The following is an 18,065-nucleotide window of genomic DNA, read 5'->3' on the forward strand; positions in this document are numbered from 1 at the left end:
TTCAATGACAAAAAATTGGAAAATGACATCAGAAGAAATATTCAGCCAGGGGCCAGTGGTGCCGGTTTTAGTTATCAAAAATGTCGAACATGCAGTTCCTCTAGCGAAAGCGTTGATTGCGGGCGGTATAAAGGTTTTAGAAGTAACATTAAGAACTGATGCAGCAATTGACGTAATCGCTAAGATTGCTAAAGAAGTACCGGAAGCAGTAATCGGTGCAGGTACAGTAACTAACCGTGAGCAATTACAACAAGTGATAGATGCTGGCGCTAAGTTCGCTATCAGCCCAGGGTTGACGACAGATTTATTGAAAGCTGGTAATGAAGGCAGCATTGCACTTATTCCTGGTATTTCTTCAATTTCAGAATTGATGACAGCTAAAGATCTTGGCTATACACACCTTAAGTTCTTCCCAGCTGAAGCTTCTGGTGGCGTAAAAGCGCTTAAAGCCATTGGTGGACCTTGCCCAGAAATCACATTCTGTCCAACAGGTGGTATCAGCCCTAGCAACTATAATGACTACTTATCTTTATCTAACGTAGCTTGTTGTGGTGGCTCTTGGTTAGCACCAGAAGATGTAATGGAAAACGGCGAGTGGGATAAAATCACTCAACTAGCTAAAGAAGCAATTGCTGGCGTTAAATAAACTAAGTTTATTAGATAGTCGTTAAACAACATTGTTTAAATAGAAAATCCGATGACAATTGTCATCGGATTTTTTTATGCATTATTGATCATAAAAGTTATTTTTTATCTGTTACTAAGTCTCGGATATACCGTTTTTTATAGCGATAAAACCAGAATATTTTAAGGAACTCTTCAAAAGGGACCATGGCAAAAGCCCAAAAAATTGAAACATCTAAGTAAAGAACGAGAACGGCGCATAGTGGTAAAGCACCAAGCCATAATGTCATGAAGTGTATCTTTAAGACTAAATGACTTTGGCCTACAGCCCTTAAAATATTACCTGCAATTGTGTTGTAGGCTCTAACAATTGGAAGAGCAATGTAAAGAGGGGCAATTGTCATTAGAGCGTGATAGGTATGAGTGTTTATATTTGGATAAACAGTGTGTATCGATAGACTTAATATAAAAAATAGTAAAGCAATCATAATAGATATCAGCATACCTACTCGGGTTACTTCACTGATAAATGAAGTTAAGGTATGAACTTTATTTTGTCCTAGCGTTTGGGTAATAGTAATAGCAGAAGCTTGGGCCCAAGAGTTTGGAAACTGCGTGCCTGCCCTAAGCCAAGGAAAGATTAAAGTGATCGCTACAAATGAATATAGATCTAATTGAGCAAACAATAATTGATAAATGGTCGCGCCAATTGATAGTACAAAGAAGTTTGCAGCAATAGGATATATTTCAAAATACTGAGGACCTATTTCAATGTGCAACATATGGTGCGCGGGGTAAGCAAGGTCTATGTCAGTATCTTGTTTTAACGTAAGGTGCAGAAATACAGCTCTAACCATTACCGCAATTAGACTTCCCCACGCAGCCCCTTCAAGACCAATCCCTACAACCCCCCCAAAACCATTGATGAGAAAGTAGCTTATTAATGCATTTATGGGTAATTCAAGCATAAAGCCTTGTAGTGGCTTTTGGGTTTTGCCGCAACCATTGAGTAATGCGGTACAAACTTGAGTATAGGCAGTGATGAGTACTAGGTATTTGGTTATTGATATATATGTTTCTGTAAGGCTTGCTAAAGCTTTGTCTTCTGTAATTGCAGCGATAATATCAGTGTCAAATATCGTTAATATAAGCAGAAACACTAATGAAACTGATATGTTGATTACCAGCCCTGAACGGTAAGCTATAGCAAGGTCTTCTTGGCTTTTAGAGCCAAAGGCTCTTCCTACTAGAAGCTGTATCCCGTTACCAATGGCAATTTCAATGCCTAAGACAAAAGCAATGATAGTGGCAGCAATCCCCATTGCCGCTACAGGGTGTTCGCCAAGAGGCGCCACTAGAAAGGTATCAATTAACAACATGGATTGAACCAATAGAGCATTAAAAGCGAGTGGCCATGCCATTGCCAGGTTCTGCTTAATCTGTGTGTTAGATACTATCAATGTAGAGCCTATATGAGTTTGAATGTCTACAGAGTGCGGCTTTGAAATAGGCTAGTTGCTTTATTTTTTCATGGCTTTTAAACAGGTAACTTATTCTCAAAGTTGTATTGTGGAGCAGGGCATACCGCACTCAGGAACTAACAATGAGAAAAGGTGTGGTTTAGGTTACCCTAAGCAACGACTTATTGAGCTACTACGCTTGCATGAATAATAGACACTCCTTCACTTGGTCGGCCATTTCTAGAACCGAGCTTTTCTATATTTTTTAATACTTCCATACCTTCAGTGACTTCACCGAAAATAGTATGTTTACCATCTAACCAAGGTGTGGCTGAGAACGTTAGGAAAAATTGGCTACCATCGGTATTGGGCCCTGCGTTTGCCATGCTCAATTTACCAGCTTCTGCGTGGGTTATTGCATCACTAAATTCACCTGCATACTTATAACCAGGATTTCCTCTCCCTGTACCTAAAGGGTCCCCTCCTTGTGCCATAAAGCCAGGAATAATTCGATGAAATAACAAACCGTCATAAAACCCTAATTTTGTAAGATAAATGGTACTAGATACGTGCATAGGAGCGATGTCTGGTTTGAATGTTACTGTAATATCACCATGACTAGTTGTTAATTTCCAAAGGTAAATCTTATCTGCTGTAAAGGTTAACTCTGGTGCTTGAGATAAATTTGTTTTCCACGTTTTAGAGGTCTTATCAATGTCTTGTTCTGCAATAAACTGATCCACTTGTTTGATGGCTTTATCAGTAAATAAGTCACAACTTGAAAAAATTAACATAATCAAAATAACAACAGCAGTGGGCGAGCTTAACGACAGATAAGACTTCATGATGTAAGGGGTCTTGTTTAAATTAACTAGATATCTAGTTTAAACACCTTTGAGTTTCGTTGAAAGTTGTATAGCTGTTTCTTTTTGGCTGGGAGGTCATCAAGACTAGCTTGCTTAAAACCTTGCTCTTGAAACCAATGGGCTGTGACAGTAGTTAATACAAAAATGCTGGTGAGTCCTTGTTGTAGAGCGTGTTTCTTTATAGCTTCTAGCAAACGTTCACCACGGTTTCCACCTCGATAGTCGGTATGTGTTGCAACGCACGCTAATTCACCCATTTCTTCTTCAGTGTAGGGATAAAGCGCAGCGCAGGCTATGGTCATGCCGTCTCTTTCAAGTAGCATAAATTGTTCGATCTCTTGCTCTAACCTTTCTCTCGAACGTGTGACTAAAATACCTTTTTCTTCTAAAGGTTTAATTAGCTTTAAAATACCAGCCACATCCTCAACATTTGCATGCCTTAACTGTTCATAAGAACGTTGTGATATCAATGAGCCTGCGCCATCTCGAGTAAACAGTTCTTGTAATAGAGCACCGTCTTGGCGGTAACTCACACAGTGACAACGGCTAATGCCAGCTTCTAGGCTTGCAATGATTGCTTGAAATAACTGCTTTTCAGGTGCGTAAAAAGGCTGAGTGAGCATTTCATTGATTTGATCTAATTCTATACTTCTAAGTAGTCTTCCATCTTCTGATATCAAGCCATCTTGTTCTCTAAATAAGATTAGCTTGTCAGCATTCAACGCAATTGCTGCATTGGTCGCCACATCTTTGTGTGAAAGGTTAAATACCTCACCCGTGGCCGAATAGCCCATAGGGGGTAACAAAACAATAGAGCCGTCATTAAGATGATCGTTTATACCGTCTACATCAATACGGCGAACTAGGCCGGTATTCTCGTAGTCCACACCATCTTGCACGCCTATTGGCATAGCGACTACTAAGTTTCCAGAGCACACTCTTATTTGTGAGCCATGCATTGGGGAATTGGCTAACCCCATAGTGAGTAACGCTTCGACCTGAGATCTGACCGATCCTGCCGCGTCTTTTACGCATTCTAGGGTTTGTTTGTTTGTAATACGAACGTCTTGATGAAAACGAGGGGTTAACCCCCTGAGTAACGCGCGTTCATCAATTTGTGGTCGTGCACCATGTACTAATACTAGTCTTACACCTAGGCTATTTAATAGCGCGATATCGTGAATAATATTGGCAAAGTTTTCCTCTTCGATGGCTTCACCACCAAACATCAGCACAAAGGTTTTACCCCTGTGAGCATTGATGTATGGCGCTGAGTTGCGAATAATTTTTACGCTATCGATATGAGATACAACCACTATTGAGTCCTTAGCTACGTTTCGCTAATTCAGCATCTAAGGCTGCGGAGACAGGCTTGATGCCTGTTCCACCTAAGATACTGCGTTTGTCTACTAAATATTCTAATTGTAGAATTTCGTAGACATCATCTTCAATTAAATCAGAGTACTTCTTGAGCTCTTCAAGGCTAAGCTCTTCAATGGCTTTTTTCTGCTCTAGGGCTGCCAGTACAACTTGTCCAGAAATATCGTGAGCAGTTCTAAATGGAATCCCTTTTGCTACAAGGTAGTCTGCAAGCTCAGTTGCGTTTGCATACCCTTCACGGGCCGCCTTTGCACAACGCTCAGAATCTAATTTAATGCTATCGATAACCTCACAGGCAATACATAAGCATATATGCCATTGAGTGACGGCATCTAATAAGCCTTCTTTATCTTCTTGCATATCTTTATTGTATGCCAAAGGCAGGCCTTTCATCGTGACTAACATGCCTTGTAAGCTGCCAAAAACTCGGCCGCATTTACCACGCATAAGTTCTAAGGCATCAGGGTTTTTCTTTTGAGGCATTAAAGAAGAGCCTGATGTTACTTCGTCACCCAGGGTAATAAACCCTGCTTCTCCAGAGTTGAAGAATATTAAATCTTCAGCCATGCGAGACATGTGCATCATGCTGGTACTTGCAGCAAAAAGTAACTCTAGAACAAAATCACGGTCTGATACTGCGTCTAAACTATTTAAACATGGGCTGTCAAAACCTAACTCGTTTGCAATCTCTTGGCGATCAATTGGGTAAGTAGTACCCGCTAACGCACCGCAACCTAATGGAGATTGATTCATACGGGCTTTTAAATCTACTAAACGACTAATATCACGTTTAAACATTTCTACGTAAGCTAAGCACCAGTGGGGGTAACGCACTGGTTGCGCACGTTGTAAGTGAGTATAGCCAGGTAAAATAACCGTTTTATTGTTACTAGCAGTGCCAACCAAAGACGCTTTAACATTCTCTAAATCGGCAATAAGTAGCTCAACGTGCTCACGTGTCCACAATTTAAAATCGGTAGCGACTTGGTCATTTCGGCTACGGCCAGTATGTAACTTACGGGCTATATCGCCTAGCTGTTCGATAAGTGTGGCTTCAACAAAGCTATGAATATCTTCTTCACTGCTAGCATCAAAGTCCAAAGTACCATCTTCAGCTTTAACGAGTAATGCTTGTAAGGCACTTTCTAACTGTTGTTGTTCGTCTAGCGTTAATACCCCTGCTTTGCAGATGGCTTTTGACCAAGCGATTGAGCCTCTAATATCTTGGCTAGCTAATGCCCGATCAAAAGGCAACGAATCATTAACCCTTCTGAACATGGCACTACTGCCGTCTTGAAAACGTCCGCCCCACAAACTCATTATTCAATACCTGTATTTTTGAAAGCGATACCTTTTTTATTCATCGCATCTATACGGCTAGATAAGCTAAATAAGCGGATAAAGCCTTCAGCATGGCTTTGGTCGTAAACATCATCAGCACCAAATGTGGCGAAGTCTTCTGAATACAAACTATTAGGTGATTTTCTTTGAACAACCGTAGCTTGGCCTTTATAAAGTTTTACAACTATTTCACCCGTTACTTTTTGAGCAAAGCTTGCTGCGCCAGCTAACAATGCATCGTTTAGGGCTGTAAACCAACGGCCGTCATACATTACGTGTGAGTATTCTAAGCCAATCTGCTCACGGTACTTAAGTGATGATTTGTCTAATACTAAACATTCTAGCGCTTTGTAGGCCGCCATCATGACTGTACCACCTGGGGTTTCATAACAGCCGCGAGACTTCATACCCACTAAACGGTTTTCAACGATATCAATACGGCCTACACCATGTGCTGCGGCGATTTTGTTCAGTTTCATTAACACACCATAAGGAGTTAATTCTTCGTCATTTACTTTTGTCAATTTACCTTGGTCGAAAGTAAGGTGAACACGTACAGCTTCATCTGGTGCATCTTCTGGGTCAACTGTCATAGTCCATATCCCTTTAGTTGGCTCACACCAAGGATCTTCTAGTTCGCCACCTTCGTGAGATATATGCCAAGCGTTTGCATCACGGCTATAAATTTTAGTGAGTGATGCTGAGCAAGGAATGTTACGCTCTGCTAGGTAATCTAGTAAATCTTCACGAGATACCATGTTCCACTCACGCCAAGGAGCAATGACTGTTAACTCTGGAGCAAGGGCTGCAAAAGTCCCTTCAAAACGTACTTGGTCATTACCCTTACCAGTACAACCATGACATAAAGCATCAGCGCCAACTTTACGGGCAATTTCTACCTGAGCTTTAGCAATAATTGGGCGGGCCATAGACGTGCCTAATAGGTACTCACCTTCGTAAACTGCACCAGTTGTAATGGTTGGATAGATATAATCAGATACAAACTCTTCTTTTAGATCAACGATATAGCATTCACTAGCACCTGTTGCGATAGCTTTTTCGTGCAATCCGATAAGCTCTTCTTCGCCTTGACCAACATCAGCTGCAAAGGCAATAACTTCACAGTCATAGTTTTCCTTTAACCAAGGAATGATTGCTGATGTATCTAATCCGCCTGAATAGGCTAAAACTACTTTTTTGATGGGTTTATTTTTTGCGATTGCCATGATGTATCCTGTAATTATCAGCTATAGCTTTTGAGCCAGTGCTGAGCGGTGTTTAATTTGTTTTAATGAATTGGATCAATCTAGTTGATCCAAGGCTATCTTTATTTATTACTGACTACCGATAGAGGCTAGTTTAAATTTTTGGTTCGAAACCTTGAGCTAATAGTTCAACTAAAATTGCATTTTGACCATGCATACGGTTTTCTGCCTGTTGAAATAAGAGAGACTGCTTACCGTCAATTAAGCTGCCGCTAATTTCTAAGTCCCGGTGCGCCGGTTGACAATGTAAAACATAATCAGCCCCTGTTTTTTCCATCAATGCTTCATTTAGTTCATAGCCAGCAAAGGTATCCTTTATATTTGCAAGAGGGGTGTCATCACCCATAGATAACCAAGTGTCGGTATACAATACTTGAGCGCCAATGGCTGCATCAATGTTTGTGCTAAGCGTTAATTTACCACCAAACTCAGCTGCGCGCTTTTCTGTTAAGGCGATAATGTCAGAGTCGACCTCATACCCTTTAGGTGTAATCACGATTACTTCACAACCTAGAGCTACGCCAACAAGCATAAGTGAATGGGTGACGTTGTTACCATCTCCTATATAAGCAAGTTTTACTTTGCTAATGTCTTCGTAATGCTCACTAATCGTCAGGTAGTCAGCGACAGCCTGACAAGGATGGTACATGTCGCACAAAGCATTAATAACTGGCACTTCTGCTGATTCGGCTAGTTCTTCTAATGTGCTATGAGCAAAAACTCGAGCAACGATGGCGTCTGCCCAGCAAGCTAAATTAGCTCCCATGTCTTTCACATCTTCACGACCTGCTAATTTATTTGATTGGCTGTCTAAGTAAACTAAATGTCCACCTAGTTTATTGATGCCAATATCAAAGCTTACTCGTGTTCGCAGTGAAGGTTTCTCAAATAAAGCCACGACAGACAATCCGTCTAATGCAGTACGATATGCCTTAGGGTTACTTTTTATGGTTTTCGCTAATGTAAGCAACTCGGTTAGTTGCTCTGCGCTCCAATCTTTAAATGAGAGAAGATCTTTTTTCATGATCATACCTTGTCTATTTCTACGTATTTAATGTGCTGTAATTATTGAGGGCGAGATTTTGCTTCCAATTGCTTGTTGTTGCAACAGTCCAAGCAGTTTTTCTGAATTTTTCCAACTCGCAATGGTAACGCAACGGCCTAAACTGGTTGCAGCGGTCAGCGCCGCTTGTACTTTAACAATCATGCCATCACGGATAACATTCTGTGCAATTAGCTGCTCAATGATCTCTGTATCTAATTGTTCAATTAGCGTTTTGTCTGCGTCTAGCACTCCAGGTACATCAGATAGCAGTATTAATTGAGCGTTGAGCAGTTGTGCTACAACAGTGGCTGCTTGGTCTGCATTTACATTAAGTAAATTACCAGATGAGTCTGCTCCAATTGAACTAATGATGGGTAACATATCAGTTGAGGCTAAAGCATCTAGTAGTGAACTTTCAGCTGCCACTACATCTCCAACAGAGCCCAAGTCTTCTCTTAATACAGTTGTAGTGCACATGTTGCCATCAGCTAAGCTTAAGCCCACAGGGATTATGCCTGCTCTAATTGCTAGTCCACAAAGTTGCTTATTGGCAGTACCAGCCAGAGCACCTGTAATGAAAGGCATATGCTCTTTGGGAGTGACTCGCAAACCGTCTATTTTCTGACTGGGGAGATTGAGAGCAAGTAATAACTCCTCAACCATAGTGCCGCCGCCATGTACAAGCACCACTTGATATTGATCTTGTAGTTTGGCTATCGTATTAAGTAACTGAATGGCTACTTCAGGGGCTTGCATAAATGCCCCTCCTACTTTAATCACTAAGCTTTGTTTTGTTGTCATAGTTAATTTACCAATCCAATGTGAGATTCAAAGCCAAAACGTAAATTGGCACATTGCATAGCTTGAGAAGCAGCACCTTTTAAGAGGTTGTCTATTGCACTGCTCACTATTAGGTAGCCGGTCTTTTCGTCTAATTTCCAGAATAAGTCACAATATGGAGTGTGGGTGACATCATCGATTTTTGGCCAGCTATTTCTAAGGCGTACAATTGAGCTATTTTTATAAGCCGTTTGGTAAGCAGCATCTATTTGAGTCTGGGTAGTTCCCGCTGGTGTTTTCACACATATAGTGGCCAATATCCCTCGCTTAAAATTGCCCAAGTGAGGTGTGAAAATAACAGGAGCACCTAGATAATCAGCAATTTCAGGTTGATGTCTATGGCCAAGTACACCATAGGCTTGCAGGCTGACTTCGGTGAAACTACTAGTTAATGATGCTTTACGACCGGCACCAGATACACCCGATGTAGCATTAATTACCGGTAAATGTGCTGGGTCAATCAGCTGCTGTTGCTGTAATGGTTTAAGTGCGGTTAAAGAAGCTGTGGGGTAACAACCAGGCACTGCGACTAAATCTGCGATACTTATTTGCTCTTGGTGCCAGTCGGCTAGGCCGTAAACTGCCTGGGTTAGTAAGTCTGCTGCGGTATGCTCGAATCCATAGTAATCTGCGAAAACTTGTTTATCTTTAATTCTGAATGCGCCAGATAGATCCATGACTACGGCTTTTCTACCCGTTAATTCAGCCATCCATTTGTGACTGGCTTCATGGGGAGTGGCTAGAAATATCAAATCGAATTCAGCTGCCAGAACCGATAACTTGCTCTCATCAATAGGTTCTAAACTTAGGTTGATTTTACCAAAAAACTTTGGGTGAATATCTCCAAGTGCTTTGCCAGCATCTGCGCTGTTACTTGAAACAAACAATCCGGATAGCTCGAAATTAGGATGCTGGTTGACAATAGCTGCTAGCTCAGCGCCAGTGTATCCGCTGGCTCCAATAATACATGTTTTGATCATGAAAAAATTCTCTATAAACTCAGTAGTGAGTTGTGTGCTTACTTAAAATAAAGGGGGAAGAAAAAGCACTCTCTGCCAAAAAAGTTATTTTAAGGCAAAGAGTGGGCTACACGCCACAATTTCAACTATCGTCGAAACAAAATATTGGCGAAGCTAGGCAGGGAAGTGAAGTTAGAAATAATCATGTGCATATTCGTTAAGTAACCAAAATAAGTTAAAGTACAGATTAGAGTGACCTTTAATCGCCAACTAAGACCTTTTTTACAATCATAGTAGGATGTCATATTTGGTATAGTTATGCAAATAAAGTGAATAAATATATAGTGGGTCGTTTATGCCAAATTTGTCTTTTATAGAACATTACCAATCTATTATAGGTGCCCCTTCTATAAGTGCTTTCGAGCAGAGTATTGATCAGTCGAATAAGCAATTAATTGAGTTGTTATCAGGCTGGTTTGAGACGGCTGGATTTCATATAACTATTCAAAAACTGCCTGGCAGTCGCAATAAATATAATATGCTTGCTAAAATCGGATTGGGTGAAGGTGGCTTATTGTTATCTGGACATTCAGATACCGTGCCTTTTGATGAGCACCAGTGGCGATCTGATCCTTTTGTATTAAAGCAAAAAGATCACAAAATTTTCGGCTTAGGGGCCTGTGATATGAAAGGTTTTTTTGCTTTTATTTTAGAAGCTATAAAAACAGTCCCTCTGCATCAACTCAAAAAACCATTATATGTTTTGGCGACAGCGGATGAAGAAACTTCTATGGCTGGGGCTAGATTCTTTGCACAACAGCAACTAATAAAGCCAGATATGGCTATTATTGGTGAGCCCACTGAGTTGGTTCCAATATATAAGCACAAAGGCCATATTGCCCAAAGCTTGAATATTAAAGGTAAAGCTGGCCACTCTAGTGACCCTGATAAAGGTGTAAATGCGATTGAAATAATGTACCAAGCAATTGGGCAATTAATGGATTTACAAACCAAGCTTCGCACTAAATTTCATGATGATGCGTTTTCAGTTCCCCATGTGACTATGAACTTAGGGCATATCCATGGCGGCGATGGCGAAAATCGTATTTGTGGCCATTGTAAGCTCAATTTTGATATGAGGGCTGTACCTGAATTGTCTGATGAGCACGCTCTGGCGCTAATAGATGAAGCTCTAGCCCCAGTATTCGCTAAATATCCAAATCGTTTGAACTTAGAATTGATGTATCCTACTGCGCCCGCTTTTTCCTGTCGGGATGAGCAAAATATTTTGGCGATAGCGGAACAATTAACGGGTAAAAAGTTTCAAAGTGCTAACTATGCCACAGAAGCACCGTTTATTAATCAATTAGGGTGCGACACTATAGTGTTAGGGCCTGGTAGTATTGAACAAGCCCATCAGCCCGATGAGTTTATGTCATTAGATTATGTAAATCCTACTGTAAACATATTGCAGCAAATGATCAGTAAAGTGTGTTTCTAAAATAGTAGGTTTAACACTTTTATCTTGTTACTCTGTTTTAAATTGTAAACATAAGGTTAAGTTATCCATGCAGAAAACCATTGCTTTGGTTGCCCATGATCACAAAAAACCAGATTTGGTTAAATGGTCATTGGCTCATAAAAATGAATTAAGTAAACATAAATTGGTTGCCACCGGCACGACAGGGAGCATATTGCAAAAAGAGTTATCTCTAGATGTACATTGCTTTAAAAGTGGCCCCTTGGGCGGTGATCAGCAAATTGGTGCATTAATCGCGGAGAAAAAATTAGATTGTTTAATCTTTTTCTGGGATCCACTTAATCCTGCTCCACATGATCCTGACGTAAAAGCTTTGTTGCGACTATGTTCTGTTTGGAATTTACCTGTTGCCTGTAACATGGCGACAGCTGATATGTTAATTACGTCTCCTTTCTTTGTCGAAGGCGCTAGCTATCACAGAGATATTCCTGATTTATAGGCCAGTTCATGAGACAAAGAGATATTTCTCAAATGTGAGTCTCGAAGAAAACAAATCTGACTTAAAAGTCAGATTTGTTCTAGTTGACTTCTAAGCGCTTACAGTGGGCTCTTCATTCGAACGAACGGTTAGTAAGTGATTCAGAGCTGAAATAATGAAACTGGTACTATGGGCTGGTGATTGCGCATAAAACTGCTCCCAAGCCTGTATTTTATGTTCATCGTAATTCGCTTGATGGTCTGGGTATTCATCAATATGTGCTAAATTAACAGCATGACCGATAGTGACGTCAATTACTATTGCTTCATCTATCTTCAAACTTGGGTTTTGTTCAAAAAAGCTAGCTAAAGCTTCTAAGGTTTCTATGGTGAGTTGGCGATATTCAGCAGCCTGAATATTGTTAAACATATGCTCTATTAGTAAAGCAAATGCTTGTTCGCCTTCAGTCATATCACTTAACACTAAACTACTACTGAGCCGGTTACGCTTATCTAGCTTATTACCTATGACTAAACCGCTGGTATGGTGCAATATTTTCCATATTTTTGCTAAAAATTGATTAGAGCGTCTATCAATAATTCCTTGATGTTGTCGCCACGCTAGCCAGCCTTCTTCGGGGATTGCTAACTTGTCTAAACCAAGATTTTGCTGCCAGTTTAGGGTTTGAGTATTACCTTGTGCGTGTAATGCTTCCATTTGTTGTGGTAAATCTGCCAAGGTCTGGAAGTCTTCTAAAACGGCTTCTAATCGTGATTGAATATCACAAGGTGACAGCCCCATTAATACTTCATAAGCTTGGTCTGCAGTGCTTTTTTCCGTTCGTACAATTTGACTGGTAAGTAAAATAATTAACTGGCTAGCACGAATAGTTAATAACTCACTGAATAACTCTGGGCGAGCTTTAATCAATAGCCCAAGGTAGAGTAAAACTTCTTGGGTTAAAATTTGATCGCGAACATCTTCTCGGCAATATTGCCTAATACGTTGTAATAATTCATCATCGCTCAATGGGCGAGTGATAAGTGAATCGTCATGATATGAGCGCCCAACCTGTATGAACTTTTGAGCGACTAATAAATCACCTACTGCGAGGTCAATGTCTCCGATAACTTTGCCTTGTAACCCAGCTGCTTGACGCAGCACTGACCATAGCCTTAAACGGCCCGCATGGGCATGAACTTCTTCAATTAAATCATAGAGTCTGCGATTTGAACCTTCTAATTCAATACAATACTCAAGAGACTGCATGGAGACTAGTTGGGTTAACAATGAAATTTGTTCATATAAGTTGTTGGCTTGGGTTAGTTGATCGACTAAAGATGACAAATCGTTGTTTAAGGCAATTTTTAACTCTTCATTGGGATCAAGCGTTTGATGCTTTCCATTTAATGGCAACATGCAAGGTTTATAGAGCAACTCTGCTAAGGGCTCTTTAGGCAGATTTAGATCATGTAAGTGTTCAACATGTTCTACTGTTGCCGTGTTAAGTAACTGAGCCATATGTTCGTGACGAACAGGTATCCCATCTACTACACCGCTATCGATTTGTTTTACTAACGCGTAAAACGCTGAACGGTCTGTTTCTAATAAATTATGCGTCAACAAAACGGTGACTGTAGGACGGCCTAGCTCGGTCCAGTTTCTGTGAAGGTAACTGAGTTCTGATTTAAAATGCCCCACCAAAAAGTCTATGTCGTAACTTAAAAAGTACTCTTGTTGAAGGAACGAAGGTGTGAGACACACGGCTTGCTGTTTCCCCATCATGTAAACACGGCTTGTTGTTAGGCTTTTCAAGCTTCGTTCAATGCGTCCTGTTAAGCCAAGAGATTGACATAATCCTATTTGGCCATGAACCTTTGCTATATGCTCGGGGAGGTAAACTTGTACTGGTGAAATATCATCTAAGGTTTGTGTACTGACGCCAAAGGTTTCTAACTCTTCTTGTAAAACGCGGTCCTCAGCTAAAAATACTATCTGCACTACTGGCTTTTTGGGTGTTTTCAGGTGTCGTCTACCTAGTGGGTCTAAATCGCCCGGGCGTAATAAATCATCTTCAAGCATTGAACCTAACAGGTATAGACTTTGTGCCCAGACTAAAGGCACGTTGTCGTTTGGCTCTCTATGCTGAGAGCCTGGATTTTCTCGCTCTTGTTCAATATGGTCTTCTGGAACAAAATAAAGTTCCGGTAATAACTGCTGACCATCTTGTTCAACTAAAACAGTGTTGAGTCTTTCTCGGTAATGAGCTATTTGCTCTTTGTCATCACGGAATATAGCGTCTAAGTAAAGATAGGTATAAAACAATGGCCATTCAGACTCTATGTGCTCAAACTGTTTTAATTCTTGTTCTTCGTAATGTAGTCGCCCTTCGTCTTCAATTGCAGTTTGGTGACCATCTCGCAAAAATCGCTTCAGCCCATAATTACCTTCAAGCTTATTAATGATATCGTCGCGAACTTTTTTAGATAGTATTTTGTCTTTCACTGCAAACGCAGGGTAACCGATAATGCTGAGTAAAGCTGCATCGGTTTCTTTGGTATTAGACTCTCTAGGTAACATTGCCGTTAAGGTAATATTAGATTGTGCAATGTTATCTGGCACTACGTGAATAACACTTGATTGTGAACCCTTAGTGCCAAATAAATTGAAACCTGATAGTGATTCTAAGGCTGCTTTTGCCATGCCAAGCGAGCTTGCATTGAGTTCTACGTTGCCGCTATTGGTTTTAGCTCCTCGTTCCCAAATACCAAAATCAGGTGTGCGATAAGCACGCTCTATGTAATAGACTAAGTTTTGTATGAAATTAACTTCTTCTTCTGTCCAAATAACATCTAGGCCAGATGCGATCATTTGTGTCATGGTCAGTAAAAACACTGAAGTTGCATCAATTTGCAAATGGCCCCATTCGTCATCTCCTACTACAGGCTCTCCGGTCGCTGTGTCATACTTCGCGTGCAGAGAATCAATAGGTGCCCGTGTTTTCTTAAATTTTTCTATTTTAGATGATTGGGCCATCATAGAGCGCAATAAAGCTCGCATAAGTTTTACTGTACGTTGCTGTAACTCAAAGCCCCTGCCGTTATCGTTATCTAGGTTACGATAAGCAAGAGCTAGTCCCCAAACGGCTAAAATACTGTAAACGTTGTCACGAACCCATGCATCTTGGTAATTGCCATGGACAGTAACGGCTGTACTGGCGGGGAGTAATCCAGAAATAGGATGCTGCTTATCGAGTATCACGGACTTTACTTGATCGTAATATTTATCAAGTTTGATTCGCAGTTGAATGTCTTCCATAAAGTCTCCTGATGGCCCAAATTATCGAGCCAATATAATTTTTAGGTTTACTACCTATACATTCTTCGCGGTGTTTATTTTACTTTCACTGTTGCTATCCAGTTGTCTACCATGCGTTCTAGAACGCTCAAAGGTACTGAGCCTCCACCTAAAACTGTATCGTGAAACCCTTTTATATCAAATTGCTCACCTAAAGCTAGCTTTGCTTTTTCTCTCAGCTCGATAATTTTTAACATGCCTACTTTATATCCTGTAGCTTGGCTTGGCCAAGCAAAATAGCGTCTCACTTCCGCTGAAATCGCAGCCTCTGATATAGGGGAGTTTTGTTTAAAGTAATCAATAGCTTGTTGTTCTGTCCAGCCCTTAGAGTGAATGCCAGTATCGACCACTAAGCGAATAGCTCGCCACATTTCAGTTACTAAGCGCCCAAAGTCAGTATAAGGTGAGTTGTAAGCGCCCATTTCTTTGGCTAATAATTCAGAGTACAAGGCCCACCCTTCAATATAGGCAATGAAAAAAGCTTGGGTACGAAATTCTGGTACCCCTTCTAGTTCTTGCGCTATAGAAATTTGCATATGATGGCCAGGATTACCTTCGTGATAAGCAATAGCTTCCATTTCGTTCTTGGGCATAGCTGTCATGTCTGAGAGGTGAGCATAATATACGCCATCACGTGAACCATCGGGGGTACCTGGGTTGTAATGTTGTGGTGCCCCATCTTGCTCTCTAAAAGCTTCAACTCTTTTCACTATTAAGTCTGCTTTCGGTAATAAACCAAAGTACTCGGGAAGTTTACTATGAATGTAGTCAAGGTAAGCTGTGGAGTCATCTAAGTAACCTTGACGACCTTCATCAGTATTTGGATAGTAAAACTGTTGATTGTTGACGTCACTTTTGATGTAGCTAAAAAATTCTTGAAGGCTACCTTCAAATTCAACCGTATGTTTTATTTCTTCCATCAAGCCTAGTATTCTATCTACTTCACTTAAACCAATCTTATGGATTTCATCAGCTTTAAGGTCTGTAGTGGTTGAGCTTAATAGCATGGCATTGTAAAACGCTTCTCCGTTTGGAAGTGCCCCTGCACCTGTGGCTTCTTTAGATACATAGCTCATATCTTCTTCAAACCAAGTAATCAGGTTTTCATACACCGGTTGGAATTGTGTTTTTAGGGCAGTTATTACATCTGTTTCTAATGTTTCAGCTTGTTCCGCTGATATTTTATTGTTTTCAAGTAAGCCTTTTATTTTATTGAGGGCATCTTTGAGTATTGGGGAATCAACTTTTGAAGTGTCAAAAGGCTGACCTATTAACAGGTTACTAGCTTGTTCAATTACACCTTCATAGGCAAAGTATGGTGGGCGAACCCCTTCACTCGCGTGCAATTTGGCCCGCTCTAATAATTGCTCAATGGCAGTCGATAGGCCAACGATACGTTTTATATAGGCATACATATCGGTTGAGTCTTCTACTTTGTGGAAATTAATTAAAAAGTTAGGAAGGCTGGTATGGTTGCCCATCATTTGTGTAAACACATATTTGTTGTGGCGAAATGGAATTAACGCTTTTGTTGCTTCATATTGATACACCCAAATGTCATATGAAATTTTAGCATCTTCGGTTAAGGCATTATAATTAAAGCTATTTTTAAGTTCAGCTACAGTTTGAGCTTGCCACGCTAACTGTTTGTCTTCTGCTGCTTCGCTAAAGTCATCAAACTCGTCATATCTTTCCTTTCTTCCTAGGCTGGTCAATGTCATAGGTGACATAAGAATGCGTTCTTCATACTTTTCGTCAAACCATTGATTCAGTCTTTCACTTTCTGTCAGTGTTACTTGTGGCACTGTAGTGCTTTCTGATGCTGGTTGTTCACAAGCCGTTATAAGAAGGAAGGTGATAACTCCCAATGTTTTTTTAATCATGTAGTTGAGTGTCCGTTAAGGTATATATCTAAAACTAATATCCTTCGAGCATAAAACAAAAGCGGGTTGAATGAAATGTACTGAGATTAAGAATTGCATGAAAAAAGCGCCTGTTGGCGCTTTTTTTACAGGCTGTTTACACCATGTATTTATCAAGTTTAAAATACGAGAAAGACTTAAACAGTTTGCTGCTTTTTGTGCTTTTTCCCGTGCTTTTTGCGGTCTTGCATTTTTTCGATTCTCTCAGTGACTTTTTGTTGTTGCTCTGCAGTTAGCATATTCCATACATCATGACGAACGTTAGCTTTTGAAACTGACATGGCTACAAAGTCAGACTGATACTCAGCGCTAAGTGCTAACCAATCTTCAGAGCTAAAGTCACTACTGGTAATTAAGGCCCGCTCTGCCTTTTTAAACTCTTTTAGTTTAGCTCTTATATTTTTATCTGATTCTCTGGCTTGCTCACGAATTGTTTTAATCCCAGCTTTTTGCTCATCGGTTAACGCTAGCTTTTTAAACATACCGTATTTGCATTTATGTTTACCTTTTGTGGTTGAGTCCTTCGATTCTAAATTTTCATTGTTCTCAGCAACTAAACTTGCAAACTTAGTTTGTTGCTCTGTTGTTAGTGCATTCCATACTAGGTTTTTTTGTGTGGCTCGTTGTAGCATTTTATCAGTTTGTACTGATTGACTTTGCGCTAGGGCACTTTCAATGGCACTCTGATCCCATTCATTAGACTGAATCAATGTTTGTATTTCAGACCTGAAGGTTGAGGTGTCTTCTTTAAATACGCGACCGTCTTGACGGCTTTGTTTCATGATTTCTCTGATGTCTTGTTTTTGTACATCAGTTAAAGAAAGTTGCGAGAGTATTTGACGCATACCATCGCGGTTATGATCACGGTCTTTTTTAGCTATTGCTGGAATCGCTACTACCAATGCAAGAGAAAGAGCTATGGGGGTTAATAAAGTTTTAAGCTTTAACATAATTATATCCTTTTTTGCGGCTGATTAATTTCAGTGGGATTAGTGTAACTAATGCAATGCAAAGAAACGCAAAGGGAGTGTAAAGCTTTTGTAAATAG

General features: G+C 40.4%; 14 protein-coding genes. 3 read left to right on the forward strand and 11 right to left on the reverse strand.

Features of this window, described 5'->3' with window-relative positions; all coding sequences use genetic code 11:
• Positions 1-4: 4 nt before the first annotated feature.
• A complete protein-coding gene (locus ABJE44_RS13765) occupies positions 5-646 on the forward strand; it encodes a bifunctional 4-hydroxy-2-oxoglutarate aldolase/2-dehydro-3-deoxy-phosphogluconate aldolase (RefSeq protein ID WP_348110272.1) in 642 nt (213 codons plus the stop codon).
• A gap of 97 nt (positions 647-743) precedes the next feature.
• Here the strand turns inward: ABJE44_RS13765 and ABJE44_RS13770 are convergent, their stop codons facing one another.
• The 8 genes from ABJE44_RS13770 to argC form a co-directional block, all read right to left on the reverse strand.
• Positions 744-2,045, reverse strand: a complete 1,302-nt coding sequence (locus ABJE44_RS13770; protein WP_348110273.1) for an MATE family efflux transporter — start codon at positions 2,043-2,045, stop codon at positions 744-746.
• A gap of 221 nt (positions 2,046-2,266) precedes the next feature.
• Positions 2,267-2,929 carry a peptidylprolyl isomerase gene (locus tag ABJE44_RS13775; protein ID WP_348110274.1) on the reverse strand — a complete coding sequence of 221 codons (663 nt, stop codon included), beginning with the start codon at positions 2,927-2,929 and terminating at the stop codon, positions 2,267-2,269.
• A 26-nt stretch (positions 2,930-2,955) separates the two neighbouring features.
• A complete protein-coding gene (gene argA, locus ABJE44_RS13780) occupies positions 2,956-4,266 on the reverse strand; it encodes an amino-acid N-acetyltransferase (RefSeq protein WP_348110275.1) in 1,311 nt (436 codons plus the stop codon).
• A 10-nt stretch (positions 4,267-4,276) separates the two neighbouring features.
• Positions 4,277-5,650, reverse strand: a complete 1,374-nt coding sequence (argH, locus tag ABJE44_RS13785; RefSeq protein WP_348110276.1) for an argininosuccinate lyase — start codon at positions 5,648-5,650, stop codon at positions 4,277-4,279.
• Positions 5,650-6,897, reverse strand: coding sequence for an argininosuccinate synthase (locus ABJE44_RS13790; protein WP_348110277.1), 1,248 nt, complete (start codon positions 6,895-6,897; stop codon positions 5,650-5,652). Before ABJE44_RS13790 ends, argH begins: the two co-directional genes overlap by 1 nt.
• Positions 6,898-7,030: 133 nt before the next feature.
• Positions 7,031-7,960: an ornithine carbamoyltransferase gene (locus ABJE44_RS13795; RefSeq protein WP_348110278.1), complete on the reverse strand. Its 930-nt coding sequence runs from the start codon at positions 7,958-7,960 to the stop codon at positions 7,031-7,033.
• Between the two features lie 27 nt (positions 7,961-7,987).
• Positions 7,988-8,782 carry an acetylglutamate kinase gene (gene argB, locus ABJE44_RS13800; RefSeq protein ID WP_348110279.1) on the reverse strand — a complete coding sequence of 265 codons (795 nt, stop codon included), beginning with the start codon at positions 8,780-8,782 and terminating at the stop codon, positions 7,988-7,990.
• A 2-nt stretch (positions 8,783-8,784) separates the two neighbouring features.
• Entirely contained in the window at positions 8,785-9,801 is a 1,017-nt protein-coding gene (gene argC, locus ABJE44_RS13805) for an N-acetyl-gamma-glutamyl-phosphate reductase (protein WP_348110280.1), read from the reverse strand.
• 334 nt (positions 9,802-10,135) lie between these two features.
• On the opposite strand from argC, the gene argE reads away from it, so the two are divergent.
• The gene (gene argE / locus ABJE44_RS13810; protein WP_348110281.1) at positions 10,136-11,281 is read left to right on the forward strand and encodes an acetylornithine deacetylase; all 1,146 of its coding nucleotides are present in this window, start codon (positions 10,136-10,138) and stop codon (positions 11,279-11,281) included.
• Positions 11,282-11,348: 67 nt separating this feature from the next.
• Complete coding sequence (locus ABJE44_RS13815) at positions 11,349-11,759, forward strand: methylglyoxal synthase (protein ID WP_348110282.1); 411 nt, start codon at positions 11,349-11,351, stop codon at positions 11,757-11,759.
• Between the two features lie 90 nt (positions 11,760-11,849).
• Here the strand turns inward: ABJE44_RS13815 and ABJE44_RS13820 are convergent, their stop codons facing one another.
• The 3 genes from ABJE44_RS13820 to ABJE44_RS13830 all read right to left on the reverse strand — a co-directional run bounded on the left by ABJE44_RS13820 (position 11,850) and on the right by ABJE44_RS13830 (position 17,967).
• A complete protein-coding gene (locus ABJE44_RS13820) occupies positions 11,850-15,056 on the reverse strand; it encodes a glycoside hydrolase family 15 protein (RefSeq protein WP_348110283.1) in 3,207 nt (1,068 codons plus the stop codon).
• A 74-nt stretch (positions 15,057-15,130) separates the two neighbouring features.
• On the reverse strand, positions 15,131-16,978 hold the full coding sequence (locus ABJE44_RS13825) for a DUF885 domain-containing protein (protein WP_348110284.1): 1,848 nt from the start codon (positions 16,976-16,978) through the stop codon (positions 15,131-15,133).
• A 176-nt stretch (positions 16,979-17,154) separates the two neighbouring features.
• On the reverse strand, positions 17,155-17,967 hold the full coding sequence (locus tag ABJE44_RS13830) for a Spy/CpxP family protein refolding chaperone (protein WP_348110285.1): 813 nt from the start codon (positions 17,965-17,967) through the stop codon (positions 17,155-17,157).
• Positions 17,968-18,065 lie beyond the last annotated feature (98 nt).

The organism is Paraglaciecola sp. (assembly GCF_039942875.1).
Classification (GTDB): Bacteria; Pseudomonadota; Gammaproteobacteria; order Enterobacterales; family Alteromonadaceae; genus Paraglaciecola.

What these genes read in the sequence shown, in the direction of transcription:
- ABJE44_RS13765 (WP_348110272.1), top strand. Translation starts at nt 5, where the DNA reads ATGACAAAAAATTGGAAAATGACATCAGAAGAAATATTCAGCCAGGGG.
- ABJE44_RS13770 (WP_348110273.1), bottom strand. Translation starts at nt 2,045, where the DNA reads ATGGCATGGCCACTCGCTTTTAATGCTCTATTGGTTCAATCCATGTTG.
- ABJE44_RS13775 (WP_348110274.1), bottom strand. Translation starts at nt 2,929, where the DNA reads ATGAAGTCTTATCTGTCGTTAAGCTCGCCCACTGCTGTTGTTATTTTG.
- argH (WP_348110276.1), bottom strand. Translation starts at nt 5,650, where the DNA reads ATGAGTTTGTGGGGCGGACGTTTTCAAGACGGCAGTAGTGCCATGTTC.
- ABJE44_RS13790 (WP_348110277.1), bottom strand. Translation starts at nt 6,897, where the DNA reads ATGGCAATCGCAAAAAATAAACCCATCAAAAAAGTAGTTTTAGCCTAT.
- ABJE44_RS13795 (WP_348110278.1), bottom strand. Translation starts at nt 7,960, where the DNA reads ATGAAAAAAGATCTTCTCTCATTTAAAGATTGGAGCGCAGAGCAACTA.
- argB (WP_348110279.1), bottom strand. Translation starts at nt 8,782, where the DNA reads ATGACAACAAAACAAAGCTTAGTGATTAAAGTAGGAGGGGCATTTATG.
- argC (WP_348110280.1), bottom strand. Translation starts at nt 9,801, where the DNA reads ATGATCAAAACATGTATTATTGGAGCCAGCGGATACACTGGCGCTGAG.
- argE (WP_348110281.1), top strand. Translation starts at nt 10,136, where the DNA reads ATGCCAAATTTGTCTTTTATAGAACATTACCAATCTATTATAGGTGCC.
- ABJE44_RS13815 (WP_348110282.1), top strand. Translation starts at nt 11,349, where the DNA reads ATGCAGAAAACCATTGCTTTGGTTGCCCATGATCACAAAAAACCAGAT.
- ABJE44_RS13820 (WP_348110283.1), bottom strand. Translation starts at nt 15,056, where the DNA reads ATGGAAGACATTCAACTGCGAATCAAACTTGATAAATATTACGATCAA.
- ABJE44_RS13825 (WP_348110284.1), bottom strand. Translation starts at nt 16,978, where the DNA reads ATGATTAAAAAAACATTGGGAGTTATCACCTTCCTTCTTATAACGGCT.
- ABJE44_RS13830 (WP_348110285.1), bottom strand. Translation starts at nt 17,967, where the DNA reads ATGTTAAAGCTTAAAACTTTATTAACCCCCATAGCTCTTTCTCTTGCA.